Raw genomic sequence first — 24,785 nt, forward strand, 5'->3', positions numbered from 1 at the left:
CCAAAACGAAATAACCAGAATGCTATAAAGCAAAACCTCATTCAGTAAGGTGTCTCCCTCACTGAATGCTTACTAATCTACATACTGCTTAATCTTTCTATCATTGGAAATGCAATTTTATTATCTGTTTTTTCATCTTTGTTTAGTCTTGTAAGTGTATTATTATTTTTTGCTTGTTTATTCAATTCAGCCTTTACTTCTTCTTCAATGCCAAATATATCCACAAACAGATCTAACGATTCCTCTGCTTTGTCCCTTGCAGCTAATTCTTTTGCTTGTGTAACGGGTTCTTTTAATAATTGATTAATAATGCTTTTCGTATGCTTATTTAATACTTTTTTCTCACGTACTGTTAAGTCTGGTATTTTTCGTTCAATACTTTGCATGGTTTCAGCTTGAATGGATAGAGCTTTTTGACGCAAACCAGAAATGATGGGGACAACTCCTAATGTCTTCACCCACTCTTTAAAAGCAACGATTTCCGCTTCAAGCAAAATTTCTACTTCTTCTGCTGCAGCTTTTCGAGACTCTAAATTTCCATCAACAATATGCTGTAAATCATCTATATCACGTAAAAAGACATTCTCTATCTCACTTATCTTCGGATCAAGGTCTCGTGGCACAGCGATATCGACCAAAAGTAATGGGCTTTCGTTTCGTTCCTTTTGTATTGGTTCTAACATTTCCTTTGTTAATAATACAGAATCTGAACCAGTCGAACTTATAAGAATATCTGCATGCTTTAAAACATCTGCTAAATCATCTGCATGTGCAGGCTTTGCATCGAATTTTGCAGCTAACTCCTCTGCTTTTTCAAATGTTCGGTTTAGAACTGTAATATCTGTTGCACCTGAACCTTGAAGATTTTTTGCAGCCAATTCTCCCATTTTTCCAGCACCTAATATTACAACATGTTTATCCTTTAGATTACCAAATATCTTTTTAGCCAGTTCAACTGCAGCAAAACTTACCGAAACCGCATGTGAACCGATTTCAGTATCCTTTTGTACTCGTTTTCCAAACGTAATAGCCTGTTTAAAAAGTTCATTAAAGATCGTTCCGGTCGTATCCATGCTTTGTGATGTTAAAAATGATTTCTTAACTTGACCTAAAATTTGTGTTTCCCCTAAAATCATTGAATCAAGACCGGTAGAAACACGAAACAAATGTTCAAATGCACCATCATCTTCCGTAATTCTTAAGTAAGAAGAAAAATCCTCCTTCTCAATTTCAAACCAGTCTGATAAAAATTGTTTTATATAATAACGACCTGTATGAAGTTGATCAACCACTGCGTATATCTCTGTACGATTACATGTAGAAATAATCACATTTTCCAAAATACTCTTTTGCGCCTTTAGTGCTGTCATGGCATCATGAAGAGATTGTTCTGAAAATGTGAACCTTTCCCTAATTTCTACAGGGGCTGTTTTGTAATTGAATCCAACTTTTAGAATATGCACTTTATCTACCCCCAATAAAACTTTAGGAATATGTTCAATAGAACATACCTTTAAAAAACGTATTAATGTATATTATATCACATTATACGGTTCACTTTTTTTGAAATTGTGAACAGATTCTGAAACAATGTGATAAGATCAAACGTATATATAATATGAACTCGAGGGTACTTTATCATAACAGTATATAATTAGCAAGAAATCACGTTACTGTAGACTAGAGGTGTATCAATGAAGAAAAAAAATTCGCTTGCCGCTTACATATTAATCGGCATTGGTATATTTTTTCTACTAAGGCAGTTAAGAATTCCAATTTTGACTGACTTTTACTCATTACCTACGCTACTAATAATTATAGGCTTATCACTAATTATTTATAGCTATAATTCGAAGAAATATCAAAATTTGTTTATTGGTACGATTATTTTAGGGATCGGTATTCATATTCACGGCTTAAATCACTATCGTTTTTGGATAGATCATTGGGCTATTTACCTTCTCATTATCGGCATTGCATTTCTCATTCGTTATCTGCAAACAAAGGATGGACTATTTGCTGGCATTGTGCTCATAGGCCTTTCGATTCTTTTAATTTTTTCAATTGAACTTCCTGAATGGCTTGCATGGGTCTACGTAGTAATTGATTATATAGAAGATTACTGGCCAATAGCCATTATTATTATTGGAATTTATTTATTAAAGAAGAAAAAATAACCGTAGTTATGAAAAGACTCTCTGCAGGAAACATATTGTTTTCAACAGAGAGCTTTTTTTGCATAGGAAACTATAGAATTTAAATACTAGGATAACTTATATACTTAAATAGCCACGTCCAGCTCCAGCGCCCAGCAACTATCAAATCTTTACGGTGGGGCGAGCATTTAGCGCAGCCCCAAACTTCACACTCCTCCACTACGATAAAGAAGACTTACTGATTGCCAAGCCGGAGGCGTAGGCAGAAGTAAAGTCGCACTTATGCCCTGTGGGTGAAAAGAAGACTTGCCGATTGGCTCTGCCAGAGGCTTAGGCGCACTTATACCCTTGTGGTGAAAGCCGGCATCGACTCCCTAGGCTTAAGGAAGGCCGACTAAAACCGGGCTTGCGCTCAGGCGTCGGCATACCTCTATGAAGGGGCATGTTTCCTTTTCGCTTTCCAAGCATAAGATTCACTTTGACTTTCGCCACTACTGGCGATAAGTCAAGTTCATCTAATCTCATTGCGGCAGTGGAAGTTCAACTAAAACCGCCACTTTGCGTGGCAACGTTGAACCACCCGCATCGCTGAGCGCAGTTTGTACGTTGCTAAACGGGTACTTGCGCTTTTGTTATAAATATGTTCTAAGAAGTCTCCAAGCTTCGTCCTTCCCTTCAGCAGTTTCTGATGAAAAAGGAAGGACATAATCTTCTGGATCCACTTCTAAGGTCTCTTTCGTACGTTTCAGATACTGAGTCCGCTTACTCTTCGGAATCTTATCCATTTTCGTAGCAACTACAAGAACGGGAAGCTCAAAGTGTTTTAAAAACTCATACATTTGAATATCATCTTGAGTCGGTTCGTGACGGACATCCGTGATTAATACGGTTATCTTTAACGTATCCCTACTTTGAAAATACTCTTCCATCATGCCTCCCCATTTTTCTCGCTCTTTTTTCGATACCTTAGCATACCCATAACCCGGAACATCGACAAAGTAAAAGGCATTATTCAATTTATAAAAATTTAATGTTTGTGTCTTTCCAGGCGTAGATGAAGTCCTTGCTAAGTTTTTGCGATTAATCAGCTTATTAATAAATGATGATTTACCAACATTAGAACGGCCGGCTAACGCTATTTCTGGAAGTCGGTCATTTGGATATTGCTTACTACTTACTGCGCTAATCACAATCTCTGCATTATTTACTTTCATGATTTTCACCCACCAGTGCATGATCTAACACTTGATCCAAATGGGCTGCTTTTATAAACGTTAGATCATTTCGTACGCTTTCTGGTATATCATCAATATCTTTTACATTCTCATCTGGTATGATAATCGTGGTAATTCCAGCCCGGTGAGCACTCAGCGATTTTTCTTTCAAACCACCGATTGGCAGCACACGTCCTCGTAGAGTTATTTCACCAGTCATACCTACCTCTTTCTTAACTGCTCTTCCTGTTAAAGCTGATACAAGAGCAGTAGCCATTGTTATACCTGCTGATGGCCCGTCTTTAGGTGTCGCTCCTTCAGGAACGTGAATATGAATATCGTATGTTTCATGAAAATCAGAAGCAATGTTTAATTCATCCGCCCGTGAGCGAATATAGCTAAATGCAGCTTGGGCAGATTCTTGCATAACATCGCCGAGTTTTCCTGTTAACGTCAGTTTTCCTTTGCCAGGATAGTGTGAAACTTCTATCGACAATGTATCTCCGCCAGCTGCCGTATATGCCAGGCCTGTAGCTGTTCCGATTTGATTCTCCTGCTCCATTAGCCCATAACGGTAAAGTGGCTTGCCAAGTAATTCTTCCAAATTTTTCTCCGTTACGATTACCCGTTTCTTTTCATCAGAAATGATTTGTTTAGCAGCCTTTCTACACAGTGTGGCAAGCTGTCTCTCAAGGTTTCTAACTCCAGCTTCACGCGTATACTTACGAATTAGTTTTAATAATCCATCATCACGGATTTGCATGTTTGCTTTTTTTAATCCATTCTCTTTTAACTGCTTGTTCAATAAATGTTCTTTGGCAATATGCAGTTTTTCTACTTCCGTGTAACCAGCTATTGAAATAAGTTCCATACGATCTAATAATGGGCCTGGGATATTCGTAACATAGTTCGCCGTTGCAACAAATAACACATTGGATAAGTCGTAGTTCTCTTCAATAAAGTGGTCACTGTACGTGTGATTTTGTTCCGGATCCAGCACTTCAAGCATTGCTGATGAAGGATCACCACGAAAATCGTTTGACATTTTATCGATCTCATCCAATAAAAACACTGGATTAATCGTTTCTGCTTTTTTCATTCCCTGTATGATTCTACCTGGCATTGCACCAATATACGTTCGGCGATGTCCTTTTATCTCAGCTTCATCCCGAACACCACCTAAAGAAGTTCTAACAAAGTTTCTATTTATCGAACGCGCAATGGACTTCGCTAAGGATGTTTTCCCCACTCCTGGAGGGCCTACAAGACAAAGAATAGGACCCTTAATAGAGTTTGTTAGCTTTTGCACGGCTAAATATTCTAGTATCCGTTCCTTAACCTTCTCTAGACCGTAATGATCCTCATCAAGTATTGTTTCCGCATTATCAATTTCAATTGTATCTGTTGTTTTCTTCGTCCAAGGTAATGCCAGCAGCCAATCTAAATAATTACGAATAACCGAGCTTTCCGCAGAACTTTGTGGGACTTTCTCATACCTACCTAATTCCTTTTTAGCCACCTCTTTAATCGAATCCGGCATATCCGACAACTCTATTTTTTCACTCAATTGTCCAACTTCACTGGTTTTACCTTCTTTTTCACCTAGTTCTTTTTGGATAGCTTTCAATTGCTCGCGCAAGTAATATTCTTTTTGTGTTTTTTCCATGGAACTTTTTACACGCTTGCCAATCTTTTGTTCTAAATCCAGTACTTTTTGCTCATTGGAGATCGTCTGAATTAAATGTTGGAGCCTTTCCTTGATATCTATCATCTCCAATAAAGTCTGCTTATCTTTAATTTTTAAAGATAAATGAGATGTAATAATATCAGACAACCTTCCAGCTTCGTCAATATCAGAAACCGTTGCAAAGGTTTCCTGTGTTATTTTTTTAGAAATTTTTATGTATTGCTCAAACTGATCTAATAACGTACGCATTAAAGCCTCTTCTTCATTTGCTTCTTCTGCATGTACATCTTCTAATTTTTCAATTTCTACTTCAAACGCTTCATTATCCGTGTCCATAAATTGTACAATTTCCCCGCGATGTATCCCTTCAACCAAAACACGAATGGTTCCATTTGGAAGTTTTAGCATTTGTTTTACTTTTGCCAAGGTTCCGATCTGATAAACGTCTTTGGTTTCTGGTTCTTCCAAACTGACTTTCTTTTGAGCTGCAAGAAATATGGTTTGATCACCCATCATCGCTTTTTCCAATGCTGCAACAGACTTATCTCTTCCTACATCAAGGTGAATAACCATCGATGGAAATACAAGTAATCCGCGTAATGGAAGGAGGGGGAGTTGGATCGTGTCTTTTATCATTATATGTACCTCCGTCTTATGTAATATCTTTATGCTTGCATATATCTTTAAAGTTTATAGAAGAACGATGCATTTGTAAATCTATAAAGTAAAACTTCATTCAGTCAAGTTTTCGGCGCACAAATGTTTTCGATGAGTAATAGTATGGCGCCCTCAATCTTGTTCCTTAAAGCTTATATAGGCAGTAAAGCTGTGGTAACACTTCAATTTTTAAATAATTAAACTTAGTATTACCTCATTTTTCGGCGTTAATCGTAAAAGTGAAAAAAACTGACTAGGTACATAACTCTCTGTGGATAAGGAGCTATATGCCTAGTCAGTCTCAGATTTTTACTTGTTTCTTTTACTTAGGCGCTTTCTCTCGGAAGTGTGTTATCTCCTTCTTTTACAGTCCCGTCCTTAAGCACAAGCTTAGGGCTACCATTTTCTTCTTTTACCGTGCTTTTCGTTATAACACATTTTTCTATATCATCTCTTGACGGTAATTCATACATTACGTCGAGCATGATACTTTCAATAATGGAGCGTAAGCCACGTGCACCTGTTTTACGCTCAATTGCTTTTTTAGCCACTTCAACAAGCGCTTCTTCCTCAAACTCCAATTCTACGTCATCCATTTGGAATAACTTCTCATATTGCTTCACAAGTGCATTTTTCGGTTTCGTTAATATTTGAACTAATGCATGTTCATCTAAAGGCTCCAAACTTCCTACAACTGGAATTCTCCCTATAAATTCTGGAATTAAGCCATAACTCAGAAGATCCTCTGGTAATACTTTTTGCAATAATTGTCCGACACCAAGATCTTGGCCCTTATCATTTGATCCACCAAATCCAATTACGGTTTGACCAAGACGACGTTTAACAATTTGGTCAATACCATCAAAGGCACCACCAACAATGAATAAAACATTCGACGTGTCAATTTGAATGAATTCCTGATGTGGATGCTTACGTCCTCCCTGTGGCGGAACACTAGCTACAGTACCTTCAATGATTTTAAGTAGTGCCTGTTGTACACCTTCACCTGATACATCACGCGTAATAGATGGATTTTCAGATTTACGTGCCACTTTATCAATTTCATCAATATAAATAATACCTTTTTCTGCTTTTTCAACATCATAATCAGCTGCTTGAATCAATTTCAGAAGAATATTTTCTACATCTTCACCAACATATCCAGCTTCTGTTAAGGAGGTCGCATCTGCCATAGCAAATGGAACATTAATGATTCTGGCAAGCGTTTGAGCTAGAAGTGTTTTACCACTACCTGTTGGTCCAAGCATTGAAATGTTACTCTTTCCAATTTCCACATCATCTGCAGCACTAGTTGAATTCACACGTTTATAATGATTGTAAACAGCTACAGACATATTCTTCTTAGCTTTCCCCTGACCAATAACATAATCATCTAGCGTTTCCATTATCTCTTTTGGCTTTGGAATTTCTTTCATTTCTGTTTCTTCTTCTGTACCTAATTCTTCATCTACAATTTCTGTGCAAAGTTCTATACATTCATCACATATATAAACGCCCGGCCCGGCAACTAATTTACGTACTTGATCCTGACTCTTTCCACAAAATGAACATTTTAATTGCCCTTTTTCTTCATTAAACTTACGCATATAATTTCACCCCTAAAAGTTTAAATCTACTCCTAAACCCTATATTTTAGGATTCAACTTTAAAGTCATCATATCAGATCAAAATTAAAAAACAAAACAAATACACTTCTCATGACTCTAAATTCATTAAAGCTATAATGGCTTAAAAGTCAAACCTTACTACACCTACTATATGTTACTTCCCAAAATAAAGTCGTTAAGTTAGATATTAAAATAGGTAAAACACTAACAAGATGCGACGTAGCGCATCTTGTTAGTATTTTCCTAATGTGTAAATACACTTATTACTATTGTTCTACAGGCTTACTTTGCTCTACCAAGAAGTCAATTGCTTTTCTAAACTTAAGATCATCTTTGATAGCATCTGAATTTCCACCAAGCATTTGTTTTAATTGCTCTTTTTCTACTCCATACATACCAGCCATGTTCTCAAGCTCTGCATCTACATCTTCTTCCGTTGCTTCAAGGTTTTCTTCATTAACAATCGCTTCTAATGTTAGGTTTGTCTTTACTCTCTTTTCAGCATCTTCTCTCATTTGCTCTTTTAATGCATTTTCGTCCTGACCAGAAAATTGAGCATACATTTCCATTGTCATTCCTTGTTGTTGAAGACGCTGTTCAAATTCTTTTACCATTTGATCAAGCTCCGTTTCTACCATTGCTTCAGGTACATCTACTTCAGCATTGTTAGAAGCTTGTTCCAATAACGATTCTCGTTTTTCATTTTCAGCATTCTGTTCTTTTTGCTCTTCAAGTTCAACTTTTTTCTTTTTCTTCAATTCATCAAGTGTTTCCACTTCTTCATCAACATCTTTTGCAAATTCATCATCCAATTCCGGTAGTTCTTTATACTTCACTTCATGAATTTTTACTTCGAATGCAGCTGCTTTACCAGCTAGGTCTTCTGCATGATATTCTTCAGGGAATGTTAATTCAACGCGAACGTCTTCTCCCGTTTCTTTACCTATTAATTGTTCTTCAAACCCTGGAATGAATTGTCCGGAACCAATTTCAAGTGAATGGTTTTCTCCTTTTCCACCGTCAAACGCTTCTCCGTCCATGAATCCTTCAAAGTCCATTACTACTGTGTCGCCTTCTTCAATAGCACCTTCTTCTTTTACAACTAGCTCAACATGCTCGTTAAGCAAGGTCGTTATGGATTCTTCAACTTCTTCATCCGTCACTTCTACAGATTGGCTTTCAACTTCCAATCCCTTGTATTCTCCAAGAGTAGCTTCTGGTTTCACGTTTACATTAGCAGTGAAAACCAAGTCTTTACCTCGTTCAATCGTTTCTATATCCACTTCTGGCTGTTCAATTGGTTGAATCGCCGTTTCTTCAATTGCCTTCCCATAAGCACCTTGAAGAACAAGGTCTACCGCGTCTTGGTATAATGATTCAACACCAAAGCGATTTTCAAATATTTTACGTGGTATCTTCCCTTTACGGAATCCTGGAAGTTCCATATCCTTTGAAACTTTTTTAAATGCTTGATCTAATGCAGTTTCAAATTCATCTGCCGTTACTCCAAATGTTAATACTCCTGTATTTCCTTCTTGCTTTTCCCAATTTGCTACCATGAAATATTCCCTCCAAAAATCTATTATCTTCATTCATTTTTCATATTCATTATTAGCATATAATGACACATTTACAACGAACTAATTATAACATAAACGCAACGCCTTTCAAGCATTTATGGTCATGTGCTTATTTAATCTTCTATCATACTCATATACAGCGTTTCACATGCCTTTATTTCTTCCGTGTAATGTATAATGATATCACTTCGTCGTTCTCCCTTTTTTATATGTATATCTACATATTCCTGCCCTATATGCTTTAAAGCTTCTGCGATATGCACAACGTCATCATTTGGTGGCATTATTGGATATCGTACATAAGCATATCGATAGAGAATTTGTTTTAATAGGATAAATAATGATGGATCTTTTTGTTCTAATTCACTTATTTGTAACAACGTTTGCTTTACTATGCTATGTGATGCAATGTCCAAAATGTTTGCAGGTACGACACGTATTTGTGAATCTAATTTATGTATGTCCACTTCATATGTAATTTCTTGATCTTGTAACCATTGAAACATTGCTGTTTTCGTTACGGGATGAACTTTTTCATTCATCAAGTATTTGATGATATCACTACTAGACTGGGCCTTCGTTTTTCTTAAATTTTGGATAATACGCCATTGTTCAACATGCTTATTATCATCAATTGCCTGGTTAAGCTCATCTAAATATACAGTAGTCTTCTCCATAGTTACATCATTCTTCATTTGGTCGCTCATATCATACAGTTGCTGAAATTGTTCTTTTATAACAGCTGGCAAGTCTTCATTTCTTAAGTCTTGTTCAACTTGTTCCATTAATAACTCGTACTGGTTTGTTTGAAACAATATGGTTAGATAAATATGTACGTAATGATAATAATTTTCATCTTTGATGTTTAATAACGCTTCACACATGTCTTGAGCTTCGCCATGCCTCTCTAACTCCATTAAACAAATTAACTTAGCAATAATTATTTCATGATTATTAACTTGGTAACTTAATAATTTATTTAGTTTTAATAGGGCTGTTTCATATTTCTTTTCCTTTAGTGCTTGTAAGCTTTCTTCTTCCAATGTTTTTTTCCATTTCGGAAAAAGTATAACATTATCGAATTCTGATTCATTTTCCATCTATTCTCCTCCTTCCTGATTTAGATATTATTTTTCATATCTAATTGGATATATATCCCCTTAATCTTATCATATTGAACTTAAATTAAATAGAAAAGGAGAAACCTATTTCAAAATTAGGTTTCTCCCTGATGATGTCCCAGGCAGGATTCGAACCTGCGACCCACAGCTTAGAAGGCTGTTGCTCTATCCTACTGAGCTACTGGGACATAATATGTATGGAGCGGGTGATGGGAATCGAACCCACATCATCAGCTTGGAAGGCTGAGGTTTTACCACTAAACTACACCCGCTTAGAATCAAGGTACTAGTACTTAAATATGTTTCATCATTCTTTTATTTAGGATTTTAACGGACAAGAATCATTATATGCATTTAAAGATATTTTGTCAATACTTTTTTATAAAAAATGGAAAAGCTTATCATATAGTTTCTTCACTATGATGACAAGCTTCTATTTTTTATATGGTTGCACGGTGTGATAAATCTTCGATGACTTCTCCATCAATTGTATAGAAAGTAACGATAACGTCAATTTGACTTTCCCATTCTAATATTGCATAGGTCTTTTCCGATCTTTTCTTTGGTAGTCGAATACTACCAGGATTGATAAATAGACGGTTACCTACTTGCTCAACTCCAGCTATATGAGTATGCCCAAAGCAGACGACACTGGCATCTACTTCTTCCGCCCGGTATGCTAATGTCAATAAGTTCGCTTTAACATCATAAAGATGACCGTGTGTCACATAAAAGTTAACGTCATTAATTGTCGGATTCTGTTCCTCAGGAAGCCGGGAATCATGATCGGTATTTCCCCCCACTTTCAAGAAACCGTCCAACTCTGGTGCGTCCATATCTAGTTCAGAATCTCCACAATGAATCATGTTTTTTAGTTGATGACGTTTTTTTATCTCTGCAACTTCATTCGTTAATCCATGGCTATCACTTAAAATTAGAACCTTCGTCATCTGAATATCCCTCCTCCATCGTTTTTTATAAATTCGTCCAGCTCCACAATTGCATTTTTTCGATGACTGATACTATTCTTCTCATTATCTGAAAGCTGAGCCATTGTACATGTATAGTTTTTTGGAATAAAAACAGGATCGTAGCCAAATCCATTATCTCCTATTGCAAAAAAAGCAATGCTTCCTTCACAATCCCCTTTGCGAAATATTGTTTTTTGACCTGGCACAGCAACAGCGAGAACACATACAAACCTTGCCGTTCTTTCCTCGGTTGGTATATTTTCTAATTCGCCCAATACCTTCTCTATGTTTTTCTGATCATTTTTCATTCCTGAATACCTCGCAGAAAAAACACCAGGCCTACCACCTAATGCATCAATAATTAGTCCTGAATCATCAGCCAGTACAGGGATGGACAATCTATCTGAAAGTTGCTCAGCTTTCAATGCAGCATTCTCTTCAAATGTTGTACCAGTTTCCTCTACTTCAGGAATTTCTTCCGTTAAATCCAATAAAGAAATAGCTTGTATTCCATACCCGATAAAAAGATCTTTAAACTCCTTAGCCTTACCAGCGTTCCGAGTCGCTATTATTATTTTTTTCATGACCATTCTCCTATGTAACTGTTTCACCGATTCGGTCTGATAGCGCACCAATCGTTTCTTTTTGATACTCCGTAACCTTTTCTATTCCCTCATTCGCAAGTTGGAGCATGGTTAGCAACTGACTCTGAGAAAATGTTGCTTCTTCACCTGTTCCCTGGATTTCAACAAATTCACCAGCCCCTGTCATAACAATGTTCATATCAACATCAGCTTGGGAATCCTCTTGATAATTTAAGTCGAGAATTTCCTTTCCGTCCGATAATACACCAACGGAGATTGCACTTAAATAATCTATAACAGGCATTTTGCTAATGGTTCCCTTAGTCAATAATTTACCAAAAGCCAATACAACTGCTACAAATGCCCCTGTAATAGAAGCAGTCCTTGTCCCGCCGTCAGCCTGAATAACATCACAATCTACCCAAACTGTTCGCTCTCCAATTTTGTCTAAATCAACAACTGATCGTAGCGCTCTTCCAATTAAACGTTGTATTTCCATTGTTCTTCCACTAACTTTTCCTTTGGAAGACTCCCTTATATTTCTTTGTTCCGTTGCTCTGGGAAGCATCGCATATTCTGCCGTAATCCACCCCTTCCCTTTACCACGCATAAATGGAGGAACCTTATCTTCAATACTAGCATTACAAATAACTTTGGTGTCTCCTACCTCTATTAAAACAGACCCTTCTGGGTGACTGATATAATCAGGCGTGATTTTTACTGGTCGTATATGATTTACTTGTCGCTGATCATTTCTCATCAATGAACTCCTCCTTATTTGACCTTAGCTTAACATATTATTAACCAAAGAAACACGTAATTATCCACCTTAGAAAACTTAGCATTCATTAAGCCTTCAGGTGGATTGTCAAAGCTTATGTAGAAAGAAGGTTTTTCTTTCTTATCTGCAAAAAAAAGAGGCTGTCATGCATAGCCCCTTAGATTAAAGCTTTTCACTTGGTAAAAATGATTGTCCTGTAACGGGTTCGTCGTACGTTTCCCCGTTTTCGTTAACCAACTGATCCATATTTTCCACCTTTACATCTACTGCGTCTACAGATTGTTGTCCTGTTAACGTTCGTACTATAGTCTCCATTACTTCATCTGAAATCATCGCTTGTTCAGTATCTGTTAGCACATCTTCACTAAAGACTAATTCTAGTACGCCATCTTCTAATGTTGGTGTATCTGTCAATTCTGTCTGTGCATTAAATACATGGGTTACATTTGTATTTAATCCCGGCCCCTGAATCATTTCTTCAACAATGGAACCAAACATTTCATCATTATCGCTATTAACATACTGTGTAACAGGTACATAATACCGGTTCTCATTGTGTTCTGTCGGATAATGTATCGTAACAGCATTGCTACTGACCAAATCCAGTGTATCTGTTCCAGTAATATTTATTCCATTTGCCCTGGAGTATCCCTCTCTAATCGGCGTTCCATTTACTGGCATTTCTTCTTGCGGATGACCATTGATCATTAATTGCATTTTTTGCACATTATCAAATTGTGTCAGTGTATATGTCATCGACTCGAGTATATTTAATTCATTCTCAGCTTCGTAATTTTCAAATTCCTCAGATAAATCAACCACAATGGTACCATCTTCTTGTAAATTTAAGCCCAATACTTCTGTTCCTTCAGGAAGTACAGCTTGAAATCCATTTGGCAACATCGAAGTTACTGGTCCACCTTTTACTAAATACTCGACTACTTGAGTCGCTACTTCCTTAGAACCAGGACTTGGTAATTCTAACGTTTGGGATGCAACCATTCCGTTTGAGTCAAGTAAATACAACTCTCGTGGATTTGTTTCATCTGCAATCCCTCCTGTCTCCTCTTCATTTACATCTGATTCATCATCTTCAACTGCCTCTGTATCCTCAGTTGTTACTTCTTCTTCTAGATTATCCACTGCCTCTGCATCTTGAGGTGGATCCATTTCCTCGAGTGATTGTTCCCCTTGAAAACACCCTGTTAGTATAATGAAGAAGATTAAAGCCCCTGTCAAAAGTATTCCGCGCTTCAGCATGTCATTCCCCCCTATGATGGTATGTACTACTATATATACGAGCCCAAAATAAAAATAGACCAACCAAAACGAAATTTTAAACAAAAAATCAGAACCTTGAATAGATCAAGAATTCTGATTTACTAAAGCCGCGCTTTTTTTATTTTCACCATTTGTGAATCTGATTGTTGAAAAAGACTCTCTGATATTTTAACAAAAATCTCCATTTCACCTGTTGTATAAAATTGATGAACGGGAACTTGACCGTTTTTGTTTAATAAATGATGAACCTCCAATATGGTACTTGTTTCTCTAGCCGTTTCTTCACTTGAGGAAATGACGGTCACATGATTGCCGATTACCGCTTGAATTGTATCTTTTATCAATGGATAATGTGTACACCCAAGGATTAAGGTATCCATATGATTTTTAATTTTCATTGGATGTAACGTATCTTCTGCAACTTTTAGAGCTTGGTCCCCACTCAATACACCTTGCTCAATCATTGGAACAAATAAAGGACATGCTAAAGCATTCACATGGATATCCGCTTTAATTTGTTTCAAAGCGTTCGTATAAGCCTCACTTCTAATTGTACCCTCGGTTCCAATTACACCAACATGATTATTTTTTGTGAACTTGATTGCAGCACGTGCACCTGGTTGAATCACACCAATAACAGGAATATCTAATTTTTGCTGCAGATCTGTTAACGTAAATGCTGTAGCAGTATTACAAGCCACGACCAACATTTTAATATTCTTTTTCAGCAAAAAATCCACCAGTTCCCATGTGAATTTCTGCACTTCTTCTTTTGACCTTGGACCATAAGGACATCTAGCCGTATCGCCAAGATATATTAACTTTTCTTTAGGTAGTTGACGCATCAACTCGTGTGCCACAGTTAAGCCACCAACACCTGAATCAATAACTCCGATTGGTCGATCCAAACTTATCGCCTCTTCTATGCTGTTATTTTTCATTTACCATTTTCATTTGCTCATGTAAAAAATCTAATAACTCGCTTAATGTTTCTGTTTGATCAGCAGAAAAATTTTCTAAAACCTCACCTAAATACTCTTGGCGTTTATCAATCACTTCATGAACGATTCTCTTTCCTTTATCTAAAACATGAATTCTAACTACACGTCTATCTTTTGAGTCACGAACTCTTTCAACCAGTTCATTTCTTTCCATTCGATCTACTAAATCAGTTGTTGTACTAAAAGCTAAACTTATTCTATTTGATAGCTCACCAATTGTTAAATCGCCTTCTTCTAACAGAAATTGTACAGCAACAAATTGTGGAGATGTGATCGGGTAATTATTTAATATTTTACGACCATTTTGTTTTACAATACCTGCAATATAACGAAGTCTTTTTTCTACATCTATAATGGCCTCAGTTGGTGCATCGTTATTCAAAAGATCCCCCCTTATAACTTTCCTAAAGCTATGAAATTAGTTTAACATACCCGCCATGAAATTTGTCAGATTGAAGCAAATGATGGTATTTTTTCTTTGTTCGGTATTTTTCAGGGAAGACTCCTATTATTATACCAAAAAGACCAACTAATTTTACTGAAATATGCTCACCTGCAAATAATAAATTTCCTTTTGAAATAGTAAGCACTATTTTTTCAAATGATTCATAAGCTATTGTGACTAAATAATTTCCCTTCATTCTGCATCTCTATGACAGCAAGGAGGGGTTAACATTTGGAGGACAACAACTATAAACCGAAGCAATTATTAACAAAACGCGAGAAAGAAGTATTCGAACTCTTGGTTCAGGACAAAACAACAAAAGAAATTGCCCAAGATTTATTTATATCTGAAAAAACTGTTCGTAACCACATTTCAAATGCTATGCAGAAATTAGGAGTTAAGGGGCGATCGCAAGCAGTAGTGGAGCTTCTTCGCATGGGGGAATTAAAGCTCTAAAAAAAACCGGCTTTCCTAATGGAAAGTCGGTTTTTTTAGCAGTTAAACGTATATGCATATTCTCTTTCTGCATGGGCGCCATTTTGAGCACGCGTTTATAGCATTCTATGTATGCTCTAGACCTGTAACAATTCTTCTTTCATAGAATCAGTGAGTGAAATTGGATTACCTGTTTTTGGCTCAACGTACACTAACCTCCCACGGCCAGTTAGACTCACCTGTTCATCTTTATCCAAGGCCATGTAATGGATATCAATTGATGTACTACCAACGTAATTAGCCTTTACAAATAAATTTATATAATCATCAAAAAACATTTGCTTATGATAATCACATTGCAAATCTGCCACTACTGGTATTGAGGTATCTTCTTGTTTTATATCATCGAATACGCTCATTGATTTTAAAAATTCAATACGAGCTTCTTCAAAGTATATAAAAGGGGATACATTATTGACATGACCAAACATATCTGTTTCAGAGAACCTTATTTTAATGGGTATAAAAAACGAGAATTCCGAGCGCCACTTCTCCATGTCTTTTATATATGAAATCGATTTCAAGCCAACTCGTTCTCCTTTCTATTCTATAAATCTTATAAAAAAATGGCCCTTACCATATATTGGAAAGGGCCATGGTTTTTAGATAATTAGTGTGCATTATCACTGCCGAAGAAATTTTTAAATGCTTGAATATTTGTATCACGATTCATGGCAGCAATAGAAGTTGTTAATGGGATTCCTTTTGGACAAACCTGTACACAGTTTTGAGCATTTCCACAACCGTCTATTCCACCTTCTTCCATCAAACCTTCTAATCTCTCACTAGCATTCATTTCACCTGTTGGATGTGCATTAAACAGACGTACTTGTGAAAGAGCTGCTGGTCCGATAAAGTCTGATTTATCGTTAACATTTGGACAAGCTTCTAAACAAACACCACAACTCATACATTTTGAAAGTTCATAAGCCCATTGACGTTTTTTCTCTGGCATACGAGGGCCAGGACCTAAATCATAGGTACCATCAATTGGAATCCAAGCTTTTACTTGTTTTAATGCATCAAACATTCCTTCACGATCCACAATTAAATCACGAACAACTGGAAACGTATCCATAGGAGCTAAACGTATTGGTTGTTCTAAATCATCCACTAGGGCTGCGCAAGATTGTGATGCGGTACCATTAATAACCATTGAACAAGCACCACACACTTCTTCCAAACAGCTCATATCCCAATAGACTGGAGCTGTCTTTTTTCCATTAGCATTAATAGGATTTTGTTGGATCTCCATTAAACCAGAAATAACATTCATGTTTGGACGATACGGAACGTTAAAAGTTTCTTCATAAGGAGCCGATTCTGCGTCATCTTGCCTTGTTATGATAAAGCTTACTGTTTGTTCTTCAACCATTTTTACTTACTCCCCTCACTTTTATTTAGAATAGTCACGCTTACGAGGTGGAATTAACGAAGTATCCACTGCCTCATAACTTATGACGGGCGTTTCGGTTTCACGGTCAAAATCCGCTATCGTCGTTTTCAACCATTCTTCATCATTACGATCAGGAAATTCTGGCTTATAGTGCGCCCCGCGACTTTCATTACGGTTGTATGCTCCGATGGTAATAACTCGGGCTAAATGAAGCATGTTCTTTAATTGTCGAGTAAACATAACACCCTGATTACTCCATCGGGATGTATCATTTATACCAATATTCTCCCAGCGTTCTAATAGCTCGCTTATCTTTTTGTCTGTTTGAAGAAGTTTTTCATTGTCACGTACTACCGTAACATTATCCGTCATCAATTCTCCAAGCTCTTTGTGAAGACGATAGGCGTTTTCTTCACCTTCCATATTTATTAGCTTTTCAAATTTGTCTTTTTCTTCTTGTTCTCTTGCTTCAAATAATTCAGGTGGAAGATCATCAACATGTTTTTCTAATCCATCAACATATTTAATAGCACTTGGACCTGCTACATTACCACCGTGAATGGCAGACAATAGGGAGTTAGCACCTAAACGATTTCCACCATGCTGTGAATAATCGCACTCACCAGCTGCAAATATTCCAGGAATATTTGTCATTTGATCGTAATCAACCCATAATCCACCCATTGAATAATGAACAGCCGGGAAAATTTTCATTGGTACTTTTCGCGGATCCTCTCCAACGAATTTTTCGTAAATTTCAATGATCCCACCAAGTTTAACATCTAATTCTTTTGGGTCTTTATGTGATAAATCAAGGTAAACCATATTTTCGCCGTTTATTCCAAGTTTCTGATTCACACAAACATCAAAAATTTCACGCGTTGCAATATCACGAGGTACCAAGTTACCATATGCTGGATATTTCTCCTCTAGGAAGTACCATGGCTCTCCATCTTTATATGTCCATACTCTGCCGCCTTCACCACGTGCTGATTCACTCATTAGACGCAACTTGTCATCACCTGGTATTGCTGTTGGATGAATTTGAATAAATTCTCCGTTGGCGTACTTAGCTCCTTGCTGGTATAGTGCGCTTGCAGCAGAACCTGTATTAATCATGGAGTTTGTTGATTTACCAAATATGATACCAGGTCCGCCCGTAGCGATAATAGTTGCATCTGAAGGAAAGGATTTGATTTCATGTGTTTTAATATCCTGACCTACAATACCTCTCGCTACACCTTCATCATCTATAATTGCACCGAGAAATTCCCAGCTTTCATACTTTGTCACTAGACCTTCTACTTCATAGCGACGAACTTGTTCATCCAGAGCGTAGAGCAATTGCTGTCCTGTAGTTGCTCCTGCATATGCTGTCCGGTGGTGTTGAGTACCACCGAAACGTCGAAAGTCAAGCAGCCCTTCAGGTGTGCGGTTGAACATAACCCCCATCCGGTCCAACATATGTATGATACTTGGCGCTGCATCAGCCATAGCTTTTACAGGTGGTTGGTTCGCTAGGAAGTCCCCACCATAGACTGAGTCATAAAAATGAATATCAGGTGAGTCACCTTCTCCTTTTGTATCTACTGCACCATTTATACCACCTTGAGCACATACAGAGTGAGAACGTTTTACAGGTACGATAGAGAAAAGTTCTACATTCACGCCTGCTTCAGCTGCTTTTATTGTAGCCATTAATCCGGCAAGACCACCACCGACAACAGCAATTTTTCGATTACTCATTGTTTACTACTCACTCCTTCTCTAAATATTATACCCCAAATGCAAATGTGATCAATGTTCTGATTCCTAGATAACTCAAGCCTAGGAATACTACTAGTGTTACATATGTAGTAATCTTTTGGGATTTTGGTGATTGTGTAATACCCCAAGTTACTAAAAAGCTCCATAATCCGTTTGCAAAATGGAATGTTGTCGAAAGAACACCGACTACGTAGAACCAAAACATAAATGTGTTTGTTAAGATTCCTTCCATAAGACTATAATCCAAATCTGCATTTCCCAATCCGATTTGAACACGTGTCTCCCAAACATGCCATACAATAAATATTAATGTAACAATACCAGTGAAACGTTGCAGGTAGAATAGCCAATTACGGAAAAAGCCGTATTTTCTTGTATTGTTTTTTGCTTCAAATACAATATAAACCCCTAAAATTGCATGAAACAAAATTGGCAAATAAATGACGAAAGTTTCTAATAACAATACAAATGGAAGCCCTGCCATAACACCCGCGGCTTGATTGAAACTGTCCTCCCCATACACAGCAAAGTGGTTCACAATTAGATGCTGAATCAAGAAGATTCCAATAGGAACGACTCCTAACAGTGAGTGTAATCTTCTGAAATAAAAATCACGATTTCCTGCCATGTGTTACCCCCCTTATCTACATTAAATAATTCTCTTTTGCACAACATCTAACAATTTAAGGATAAAATTACCTCATTACTATATTGTCTCTGCTTTGTACAAATTGTGACATATATATTGTACTTCTAACTATTATAAGCGTCAAGAAAACAGATTAATTTTTAATTTATAACACTGATTAAAATTAAATAATAAGGATACTTGCGTATTGTTCTATTTATATAGATAATAATACTAGTAAACTATCTAAGGAACGGGATTACTATTTTATTGCATATAGAAAGGATGGCATTCATGACACAAAAACAGAAACCACTTCTTGTCTCGCAACTCGACGAATTACATACAGCTGGAGCTGGGTATGATATATTGCGCTATATTAGTTTACCTGAAGTATTAGGAACACAATCCGATACACTCTTATATTTTATGGGAAGAAATCTAGCTAGAAAATTTGATATAAAAGCTTTAGAAGACATTTATTATATTTTCGAAAAATTAGGTTGGGGTAATTTAGATTTAATTAAAGAGAAAAGAAAAGAACTTACTTTTCATCTAATGGCAGATTCCGTTGCACAACGATTAAGTGCCTCATTTGAAACAGATTTTCGATTGGAAGGTGGATTCCTTGCAGAATCCATTCAAATGATAAGGGAAGAAAAAGAATGTGAATGTGTTGAAAAAATCAATTACAAAATTCACCAAATAGAGTTTACAGTAATATACACAGACTAGACTTAGTGTTAAAAGCAACAATATTTACGAAGAGCCTTTATTAAAACGAAAAATCTACCTGCAGTTCTTGTACAATCGAACTGCAGGCTTTTTATTCACCCTTTGATAAATGCGTCATCAGGTTTTCAGCTGCATTCTTAGGAATACCTAACTTTGTCAACTCGATTAAGGAAGCATTCCTTATTTCTTCGATTGATTTAAAATGTGTTAATAATAATTTTCTTCTCTTTTCTCCTATTCCTGGAATTTTATCTAATTCAGATTGGAATAAATTCTTACCGCGTAATTGACGGTGAAACGTAATAGCAAACCTGTGTACTTCGTCCTGTATTCGCTGTACTAAATAAAATTCCTGAGACTGCCTGGATAAAGGAATCACTGTTGGAGGAACCCCGTATAATAGTTCACTCGTCTTATGTTTTTCGTCTTTTGACAACCCACATAAAGGGATATCCAAACCTAATTCATTCTCTAAGACGTCTAAAGCGGCACTCATTTGTCCTTTTCCACCATCAACCATTATTAAATCGGGTAAAGGAAGACCTTCTTTTAACACTCTTTTATATCGTCTCCTGATAACTTCTCTCATTGTTTCATAATCATCAGGGCCTTCTACATCTTTAATTTTATACTTACGGTATTCTTTTTTATTTGGTCGTCCGTCTATAAAAGCAACCATAGCAGAAACGGGATCCGTTCCCTGAATATTTGAATTATCGAAGGCTTCAATTCGATGTGGTATTTCAATGTTGAGAATTTCACCCAGTTGTTCAACAGCAAGAATCGTTTTCGCTTCATCTCGCTCAATTAAGGAAAACTTCTCTTTCAAAGCAATTTCTGCATTCTTCATTGCTAGTTCAACCAATTCTTTTTTTCGCCCTCTATACGGTGTATGAACATCCGTTTCGAGTAATTCTTTCACTAACTCATCATTGGTTCCAATTGGCAACAATATTTGCTTTGGTTTAAGATGGTGCTGATGGAGATAGAATCGACCAATGTAACTAATGAAAGACTCCTCTGGATCATCAAAAAACGGAAATACTGCTACATCCCGTTCAATCAAATTTCCCTGCCTGACAAAGAAGGTTTGTATACACATCCATCCTTTATCATAACTATATCCGAAAATATCCCTGTCCGCACGATCCGTTAATGTCATCTTTTGTTGTTCCATTACGACCTCAATGTGTTGAATCTGATCTCGCATTTCTTTTGCTCGCTCAAAATTGAGGTGTTCACTCGCCTCATACATTTTATTACTAATATCATTTTTTATAGATTTATATCCGCCATGTAAAAAAGAAGTAATCTTCTGTGCGATTGTTTTATATTCCTCCACAGATGGCGGACTTTCACTACACGCCAGACACTGACCCATATGGTAATAAAGACAAGGTCTACCACGCGGATTATTACATTTCCTTAACGGATACAATCGATCGAGAAGTCTTTTCGTTTCCCTTGCCGCAATCACATTTGGGTATGGCCCAAAATATTTTCCTTTATCTTTTTTTATATTACGCGTAACTAATAATCGTGGATGTCTTTCCGTTGTTATTTTCAAATAAGGATATGTCTTGTCATCCTTTAACATCACATTATACTTCGGGTCGTATTTTTTAATTAAGTTCATTTCCAGAATTAGAGCTTCGATTTCTGATGTTGTGACAATATATTCAAAATCATCAATTTCCTGGACTAAACGTTGGGTTTTATGATCATTTGCACCTGTAAAATAGGATCTGACACGGTTTTTCAAACGTTTGGACTTTCCTACATATATAACCGTGTTATGTTTATCTTTCATTAAATAACAACCTGACAGTCCTGGGAGAACTGCTAATTTTTCACTTATGGATGGATTCATTATATGCTTCATTCCTTAAATTTAAACGATTCTAATAAAGACAATCCCTTGTTATCATGCAACAAGGGATTGAAATTATGGTTCGTATCTAATTTATTTATTACGCATGTTTGTTTATTAAATCAACAAGTGCTTCTTTAGGTTGAAAGCCGATAACTTGATCTACAACATTACCATCTTTAAATAGTAATAATGTCGGGATACTCATCACGCCATATTTACCAGCTGTTTCTTGGTTTTCGTCTACATCAAGTTTAACGATTTGGACTTTTTCTTCCATTTCGCCATCAATTTCTTCCAATACAGGTGCAATCATTTTACAAGGTCCACACCATGGCGCCCAAAAGTCTGCTAACACTAACCCTTCAGAAGTTTCCTTTGTGAAATCTTGATCTGATACATGTACGATAGCCATTCATTATTCCTCCTTCTTCAAAATCTTGTTGTAAGTATATCATCGATATTATCTGCATGCTAATACAATGCTTATACATTGTAAAATGTTCTATTATTTACTTGGCTCTTCGCCAAAATATATAGTTGACAAACTAGGTGTAATTGTGAATTATAGTGCCCGCTGCGGAAAAACACTACGCTTTCCGTGGGCTTGAGCTCAGCCTTCGACGCACAGGACGTGCTAGTGCAGGTGTTGCGACAGGACGTCGCGAACTTAACCTGCCTCGGAAAAAAGAAGTTCGCTTATTTCCTGCGACTGCACTTTCCCATAGGAGTCTCCGTTTTTTTCCTCCGCTAGCTAGTCTCATTATCATATTTATTCACTAATATCAACCATAGATTTTAGTGTTGACCCATTTACTTTACAGGAACAAAAGCGCAAGCGCCCGTTTAGCAACGTACAAACTGCGCCGTTGCTGGGCACTGGAGCTGGACGTGGCTATTTCAGTGTATAAGTTATCCACCTTTTAAATTCTATAGTTTCCTATGCAGGAAACAAAGAACCTGATCAATTGACCAGGTTCCCTACTACCTTTTTATTGATATTTTTTAATTTCTTCTATTAGTTGAGGGACGATATCAAACAGGTCACCAACGATACCATAGTCCGCTACATTGAAAATATTGGATTCTGCATCTTTGTTAATTGCCACAATAACTTTTGAATTGGACATACCAGCTAGATGTTGGATCGCTCCAGAGATTCCAACAGCTATATACAGATCAGGTGTTACAACTTTACCTGTTTGACCAATTTGTAAGGAATAGTCACAGTACTCAGCGTCACATGCACCTCTTGATGCACCTACAGCACCTCCTAATATATCCGCTAACTCATATAGTGGTTTAAATCCTTCTTCACTTTTTACTCCACGTCCACCAGCTACGATAACATTTGCTTCTGATAAATCTACACCGTCAGCTGCTTTACGAACTACATCCTTAATGATAGTTTTGATGTCCGTTATATCAACTTCTTTTGAAGACACGTCTCCCGAACGTGATTCATCGCGTTCTAACATCGGAATGTTATTCGGTCTTATGGTTATAAAGGTGACACCGTTTGTAATAACTTTCTTCTCAAATGCTTTCCCCGAATAAATTGGCCTGATAAACGCAACCGTATCACCATCCACTTCCATATCCACTGCATCTGATATTAAACCAGACCCTAACTTACTGGCAAGCTTTGGCGTTAGATCCTTACCAACAGATGTATGACCCATCACAATTCCATCAGGCGACTCTTCGTTGATTACCGCCATTAACGCTTGACCATAGCCTTCGGATGTATACGTTTTCAAATTTTCGTGATTAACAGTAATGACACGATCAGCACCATAATAGATCATTTCCTGCGCTTGATCATTTGACACGTCGTCACCACATAATACACCAACGATTTCTGCGTCCGTATTTATTTTCTTTCCCGTTGCAATTGCTTCAAATGTAACATTACGTAAAGAACCGTCTCTACTTTCACCTATAACTAGTAATTTATTACTCATTTAGGATTACTCCTTTCTATATTGGAAGTTTTATAATACTTTTTTTTCGTTTCTAAGTAAGGAAACCAACTCTTGAACTTGCTCAGATACATCGCCCTCCAGGACTCTTCCTGCTTCTTTTTCAGGCGGTAAAAATATCTCAACTGTTTTAGTTTTTGCTTCTACATCATCTTCATCTAAATCCAGGTCATCAATTTCAAGTTCGTCCAATGGTTTCTTTTTTGCCTTCATAATACCAGGTAGTGATGGGTAACGAGGCTCATTCAAACCTTGCTGACATGTCACAAGAACAGGTAGGCTTGTTTCGATAACCGCTACATCCCCTTCTACATCCTTTTCGATATTAGCCGTTTCTCCATCTATATTTAAACTTGTAATGGTAGTGACAAACGAGATTCCTAGACTTTCAGCTAACCTTGGGCCAACCTGACCACTTGCTTCATCAATCGCAACATTACCTGCAAGTATTAAGTCAGCTTCTTTATCTTCAAAGAACGCTTCTAAGATTTTTGCAGTTGTGTATTGATCTCCTTCTTCAAGATCATCTTCTGTATTTATTAAAACCGCTTTGTCTGCCCCCATAGCTAATGCGGTACGTAATTGTTTTTCCGACTCTTCATCACCAACCGTTACAACAGTGACCTCTCCCCCATGTGCATCACGTTGGGTTATTGCTTCTTCAACTGCGTACTCATCATATGGATTTATGATAAATTCTGCACCATCGTCTTCAATCTCACCATTTGATACATTGATTTTTTCCTCTGTATCGAAAGTCTTTTTTAATAATACGTAGATATTCATGTGACATCCTCCTTTAGTTT

Annotated in this window: 24 protein-coding genes and 2 tRNA genes; 3 read left to right on the forward strand and 23 right to left on the reverse strand. The window is 36.9% G+C overall.

All coding sequences use genetic code 11. The features are described 5' to 3' along the window. Nucleotides 1-77: 77 nt before the first annotated feature. Nucleotides 78-1,463: a glutamyl-tRNA reductase gene (gene hemA / locus OLD84_RS11655; RefSeq protein WP_209462034.1), complete on the reverse strand. Its 1,386-nt coding sequence runs from the start codon at nucleotides 1,461-1,463 to the stop codon at nucleotides 78-80. A gap of 231 nt (nucleotides 1,464-1,694) precedes the next feature. Between hemA and OLD84_RS11660 the strand changes: the two genes are divergently transcribed. Then, the gene (locus OLD84_RS11660) at nucleotides 1,695-2,177 is read left to right on the forward strand and encodes a LiaI-LiaF-like domain-containing protein (RefSeq protein WP_209462035.1); all 483 of its coding nucleotides are present in this window, start codon (nucleotides 1,695-1,697) and stop codon (nucleotides 2,175-2,177) included. A 611-nt stretch (nucleotides 2,178-2,788) separates the two neighbouring features. Here OLD84_RS11660 and yihA read toward each other — a convergent pair. From yihA to OLD84_RS11730, 14 genes are all read right to left on the reverse strand, one after another. Beyond that, entirely contained in the window at nucleotides 2,789-3,370 is a 582-nt protein-coding gene (gene yihA, locus OLD84_RS11665) for a ribosome biogenesis GTP-binding protein YihA/YsxC (protein ID WP_209462036.1), read from the reverse strand. Further along, nucleotides 3,357-5,693: an endopeptidase La gene (gene lon, locus OLD84_RS11670; RefSeq protein WP_209462037.1), complete on the reverse strand. Its 2,337-nt coding sequence runs from the start codon at nucleotides 5,691-5,693 to the stop codon at nucleotides 3,357-3,359. Before lon ends, yihA begins: the two co-directional genes overlap by 14 nt. Before the next feature lie 347 nt (nucleotides 5,694-6,040). Further along, complete coding sequence (gene clpX, locus OLD84_RS11675) at nucleotides 6,041-7,321, reverse strand: ATP-dependent protease ATP-binding subunit ClpX (protein WP_209462038.1); 1,281 nt, start codon at nucleotides 7,319-7,321, stop codon at nucleotides 6,041-6,043. A 287-nt stretch (nucleotides 7,322-7,608) separates the two neighbouring features. After that, nucleotides 7,609-8,901 (reverse strand): trigger factor, encoded by a 1,293-nt coding sequence (gene tig, locus OLD84_RS11680; RefSeq protein WP_209462039.1) that lies wholly within the window; start codon nucleotides 8,899-8,901, stop codon nucleotides 7,609-7,611. A gap of 134 nt (nucleotides 8,902-9,035) precedes the next feature. Then, nucleotides 9,036-10,022, reverse strand: coding sequence for a tetratricopeptide repeat protein (locus tag OLD84_RS11685; protein ID WP_209462040.1), 987 nt, complete (start codon nucleotides 10,020-10,022; stop codon nucleotides 9,036-9,038). Between the two features lie 135 nt (nucleotides 10,023-10,157). Continuing rightward, a tRNA-Arg gene (locus tag OLD84_RS11690) sits at nucleotides 10,158-10,231 on the reverse strand. A gap of 10 nt (nucleotides 10,232-10,241) precedes the next feature. Next, nucleotides 10,242-10,315, reverse strand: a tRNA-Gly gene (locus tag OLD84_RS11695). 168 nt (nucleotides 10,316-10,483) lie between these two features. Beyond that, entirely contained in the window at nucleotides 10,484-10,993 is a 510-nt protein-coding gene (locus OLD84_RS11700) for a metallophosphoesterase family protein (protein ID WP_209462041.1), read from the reverse strand. After that, a complete protein-coding gene (locus tag OLD84_RS11705; RefSeq protein WP_209462042.1) occupies nucleotides 10,990-11,598 on the reverse strand; it encodes an XTP/dITP diphosphatase in 609 nt (202 codons plus the stop codon). The genes OLD84_RS11700 and OLD84_RS11705 overlap by 4 nt, the downstream gene beginning before the upstream one ends. A gap of 10 nt (nucleotides 11,599-11,608) precedes the next feature. Further along, nucleotides 11,609-12,358, reverse strand: coding sequence for a ribonuclease PH (gene rph / locus OLD84_RS11710; RefSeq protein WP_209462043.1), 750 nt, complete (start codon nucleotides 12,356-12,358; stop codon nucleotides 11,609-11,611). 183 nt (nucleotides 12,359-12,541) lie between these two features. After that, on the reverse strand, nucleotides 12,542-13,639 hold the full coding sequence (locus OLD84_RS11715) for a GerMN domain-containing protein (RefSeq protein WP_209462044.1): 1,098 nt from the start codon (nucleotides 13,637-13,639) through the stop codon (nucleotides 12,542-12,544). A 122-nt stretch (nucleotides 13,640-13,761) separates the two neighbouring features. Continuing rightward, nucleotides 13,762-14,568, reverse strand: a complete 807-nt coding sequence (racE, locus tag OLD84_RS11720) for a glutamate racemase (RefSeq protein ID WP_209462160.1) — start codon at nucleotides 14,566-14,568, stop codon at nucleotides 13,762-13,764. A 22-nt stretch (nucleotides 14,569-14,590) separates the two neighbouring features. Beyond that, on the reverse strand, nucleotides 14,591-15,043 hold the full coding sequence (locus OLD84_RS11725; RefSeq protein WP_209462045.1) for a MarR family winged helix-turn-helix transcriptional regulator: 453 nt from the start codon (nucleotides 15,041-15,043) through the stop codon (nucleotides 14,591-14,593). A gap of 28 nt (nucleotides 15,044-15,071) precedes the next feature. Then, complete coding sequence (locus tag OLD84_RS11730; protein WP_209462046.1) at nucleotides 15,072-15,302, reverse strand: hypothetical protein; 231 nt, start codon at nucleotides 15,300-15,302, stop codon at nucleotides 15,072-15,074. Nucleotides 15,303-15,337: 35 nt separating this feature from the next. Between OLD84_RS11730 and OLD84_RS11735 the strand changes: the two genes are divergently transcribed. Then, a complete protein-coding gene (locus tag OLD84_RS11735; RefSeq protein ID WP_209462047.1) occupies nucleotides 15,338-15,562 on the forward strand; it encodes a helix-turn-helix domain-containing protein in 225 nt (74 codons plus the stop codon). A gap of 116 nt (nucleotides 15,563-15,678) precedes the next feature. Here the strand turns inward: OLD84_RS11735 and OLD84_RS11740 are convergent, their stop codons facing one another. From OLD84_RS11740 to OLD84_RS11755, 4 genes are all read right to left on the reverse strand, one after another. Beyond that, nucleotides 15,679-16,125 (reverse strand): acyl-CoA thioesterase, encoded by a 447-nt coding sequence (locus OLD84_RS11740; RefSeq protein ID WP_209462048.1) that lies wholly within the window; start codon nucleotides 16,123-16,125, stop codon nucleotides 15,679-15,681. A gap of 86 nt (nucleotides 16,126-16,211) precedes the next feature. Further along, nucleotides 16,212-16,976 carry a succinate dehydrogenase iron-sulfur subunit gene (sdhB, locus tag OLD84_RS11745; RefSeq protein WP_209462049.1) on the reverse strand — a complete coding sequence of 255 codons (765 nt, stop codon included), beginning with the start codon at nucleotides 16,974-16,976 and terminating at the stop codon, nucleotides 16,212-16,214. Between the two features lie 21 nt (nucleotides 16,977-16,997). Continuing rightward, nucleotides 16,998-18,743 (reverse strand): succinate dehydrogenase flavoprotein subunit, encoded by a 1,746-nt coding sequence (gene sdhA, locus OLD84_RS11750; RefSeq protein WP_209462050.1) that lies wholly within the window; start codon nucleotides 18,741-18,743, stop codon nucleotides 16,998-17,000. 28 nt (nucleotides 18,744-18,771) lie between these two features. Further along, nucleotides 18,772-19,392, reverse strand: a complete 621-nt coding sequence (locus tag OLD84_RS11755; protein WP_209462051.1) for a succinate dehydrogenase cytochrome b558 subunit — start codon at nucleotides 19,390-19,392, stop codon at nucleotides 18,772-18,774. Between the two features lie 294 nt (nucleotides 19,393-19,686). Here OLD84_RS11755 and OLD84_RS11760 point away from each other — a divergent pair, with 294 nt between their 5' ends. Beyond that, on the forward strand, nucleotides 19,687-20,127 hold the full coding sequence (locus OLD84_RS11760) for a DUF2507 domain-containing protein (RefSeq protein ID WP_209462052.1): 441 nt from the start codon (nucleotides 19,687-19,689) through the stop codon (nucleotides 20,125-20,127). 91 nt (nucleotides 20,128-20,218) lie between these two features. Here the strand turns inward: OLD84_RS11760 and uvrC are convergent, their stop codons facing one another. The 4 genes from uvrC to OLD84_RS11780 form a co-directional block, all read right to left on the reverse strand. Beyond that, nucleotides 20,219-21,997, reverse strand: coding sequence for an excinuclease ABC subunit UvrC (uvrC, locus tag OLD84_RS11765; protein ID WP_209462053.1), 1,779 nt, complete (start codon nucleotides 21,995-21,997; stop codon nucleotides 20,219-20,221). A gap of 100 nt (nucleotides 21,998-22,097) precedes the next feature. Next, entirely contained in the window at nucleotides 22,098-22,412 is a 315-nt protein-coding gene (trxA, locus tag OLD84_RS11770; protein ID WP_209462054.1) for a thioredoxin, read from the reverse strand. Between the two features lie 577 nt (nucleotides 22,413-22,989). After that, complete coding sequence (locus OLD84_RS11775) at nucleotides 22,990-23,961, reverse strand: electron transfer flavoprotein subunit alpha/FixB family protein (RefSeq protein ID WP_209462055.1); 972 nt, start codon at nucleotides 23,959-23,961, stop codon at nucleotides 22,990-22,992. Nucleotides 23,962-23,991: 30 nt separating this feature from the next. Next, nucleotides 23,992-24,765, reverse strand: coding sequence for an electron transfer flavoprotein subunit beta/FixA family protein (locus tag OLD84_RS11780; RefSeq protein ID WP_209462056.1), 774 nt, complete (start codon nucleotides 24,763-24,765; stop codon nucleotides 23,992-23,994). Between the last annotated feature and the right edge of the window lie 20 nt (nucleotides 24,766-24,785).

It is taken from the genome of Virgibacillus natechei (assembly GCF_026013645.1).
Taxonomy (GTDB): Bacteria; Bacillota; Bacilli; order Bacillales; family Amphibacillaceae; genus Virgibacillus_L; species Virgibacillus_L natechei.

What these genes read in the sequence shown, in the direction of transcription:
- OLD84_RS11780 (WP_209462056.1), bottom strand. Translation starts at nt 24,765, where the DNA reads ATGAATATCTACGTATTATTAAAAAAGACTTTCGATACAGAGGAAAAA.
- yihA (WP_209462036.1), bottom strand. Translation starts at nt 3,370, where the DNA reads ATGAAAGTAAATAATGCAGAGATTGTGATTAGCGCAGTAAGTAGTAAG.
- OLD84_RS11705 (WP_209462042.1), bottom strand. Translation starts at nt 11,598, where the DNA reads ATGAAAAAAATAATAATAGCGACTCGGAACGCTGGTAAGGCTAAGGAG.
- lon (WP_209462037.1), bottom strand. Translation starts at nt 5,693, where the DNA reads ATGATAAAAGACACGATCCAACTCCCCCTCCTTCCATTACGCGGATTA.
- uvrC (WP_209462053.1), bottom strand. Translation starts at nt 21,997, where the DNA reads ATGAATCCATCCATAAGTGAAAAATTAGCAGTTCTCCCAGGACTGTCA.
- trxA (WP_209462054.1), bottom strand. Translation starts at nt 22,412, where the DNA reads ATGGCTATCGTACATGTATCAGATCAAGATTTCACAAAGGAAACTTCT.
- sdhA (WP_209462050.1), bottom strand. Translation starts at nt 18,743, where the DNA reads ATGAGTAATCGAAAAATTGCTGTTGTCGGTGGTGGTCTTGCCGGATTA.
- OLD84_RS11685 (WP_209462040.1), bottom strand. Translation starts at nt 10,022, where the DNA reads ATGGAAAATGAATCAGAATTCGATAATGTTATACTTTTTCCGAAATGG.
- OLD84_RS11775 (WP_209462055.1), bottom strand. Translation starts at nt 23,961, where the DNA reads ATGAGTAATAAATTACTAGTTATAGGTGAAAGTAGAGACGGTTCTTTA.
- OLD84_RS11730 (WP_209462046.1), bottom strand. Translation starts at nt 15,302, where the DNA reads ATGAAGGGAAATTATTTAGTCACAATAGCTTATGAATCATTTGAAAAA.
- rph (WP_209462043.1), bottom strand. Translation starts at nt 12,358, where the DNA reads ATGAGAAATGATCAGCGACAAGTAAATCATATACGACCAGTAAAAATC.
- OLD84_RS11760 (WP_209462052.1), top strand. Translation starts at nt 19,687, where the DNA reads ATGACACAAAAACAGAAACCACTTCTTGTCTCGCAACTCGACGAATTA.
- OLD84_RS11660 (WP_209462035.1), top strand. Translation starts at nt 1,695, where the DNA reads ATGAAGAAAAAAAATTCGCTTGCCGCTTACATATTAATCGGCATTGGT.
- OLD84_RS11715 (WP_209462044.1), bottom strand. Translation starts at nt 13,639, where the DNA reads ATGCTGAAGCGCGGAATACTTTTGACAGGGGCTTTAATCTTCTTCATT.
- OLD84_RS11700 (WP_209462041.1), bottom strand. Translation starts at nt 10,993, where the DNA reads ATGACGAAGGTTCTAATTTTAAGTGATAGCCATGGATTAACGAATGAA.
- clpX (WP_209462038.1), bottom strand. Translation starts at nt 7,321, where the DNA reads ATGCGTAAGTTTAATGAAGAAAAAGGGCAATTAAAATGTTCATTTTGT.
- OLD84_RS11755 (WP_209462051.1), bottom strand. Translation starts at nt 19,392, where the DNA reads ATGGCAGGAAATCGTGATTTTTATTTCAGAAGATTACACTCACTGTTA.
- sdhB (WP_209462049.1), bottom strand. Translation starts at nt 16,976, where the DNA reads ATGGTTGAAGAACAAACAGTAAGCTTTATCATAACAAGGCAAGATGAC.
- tig (WP_209462039.1), bottom strand. Translation starts at nt 8,901, where the DNA reads ATGGTAGCAAATTGGGAAAAGCAAGAAGGAAATACAGGAGTATTAACA.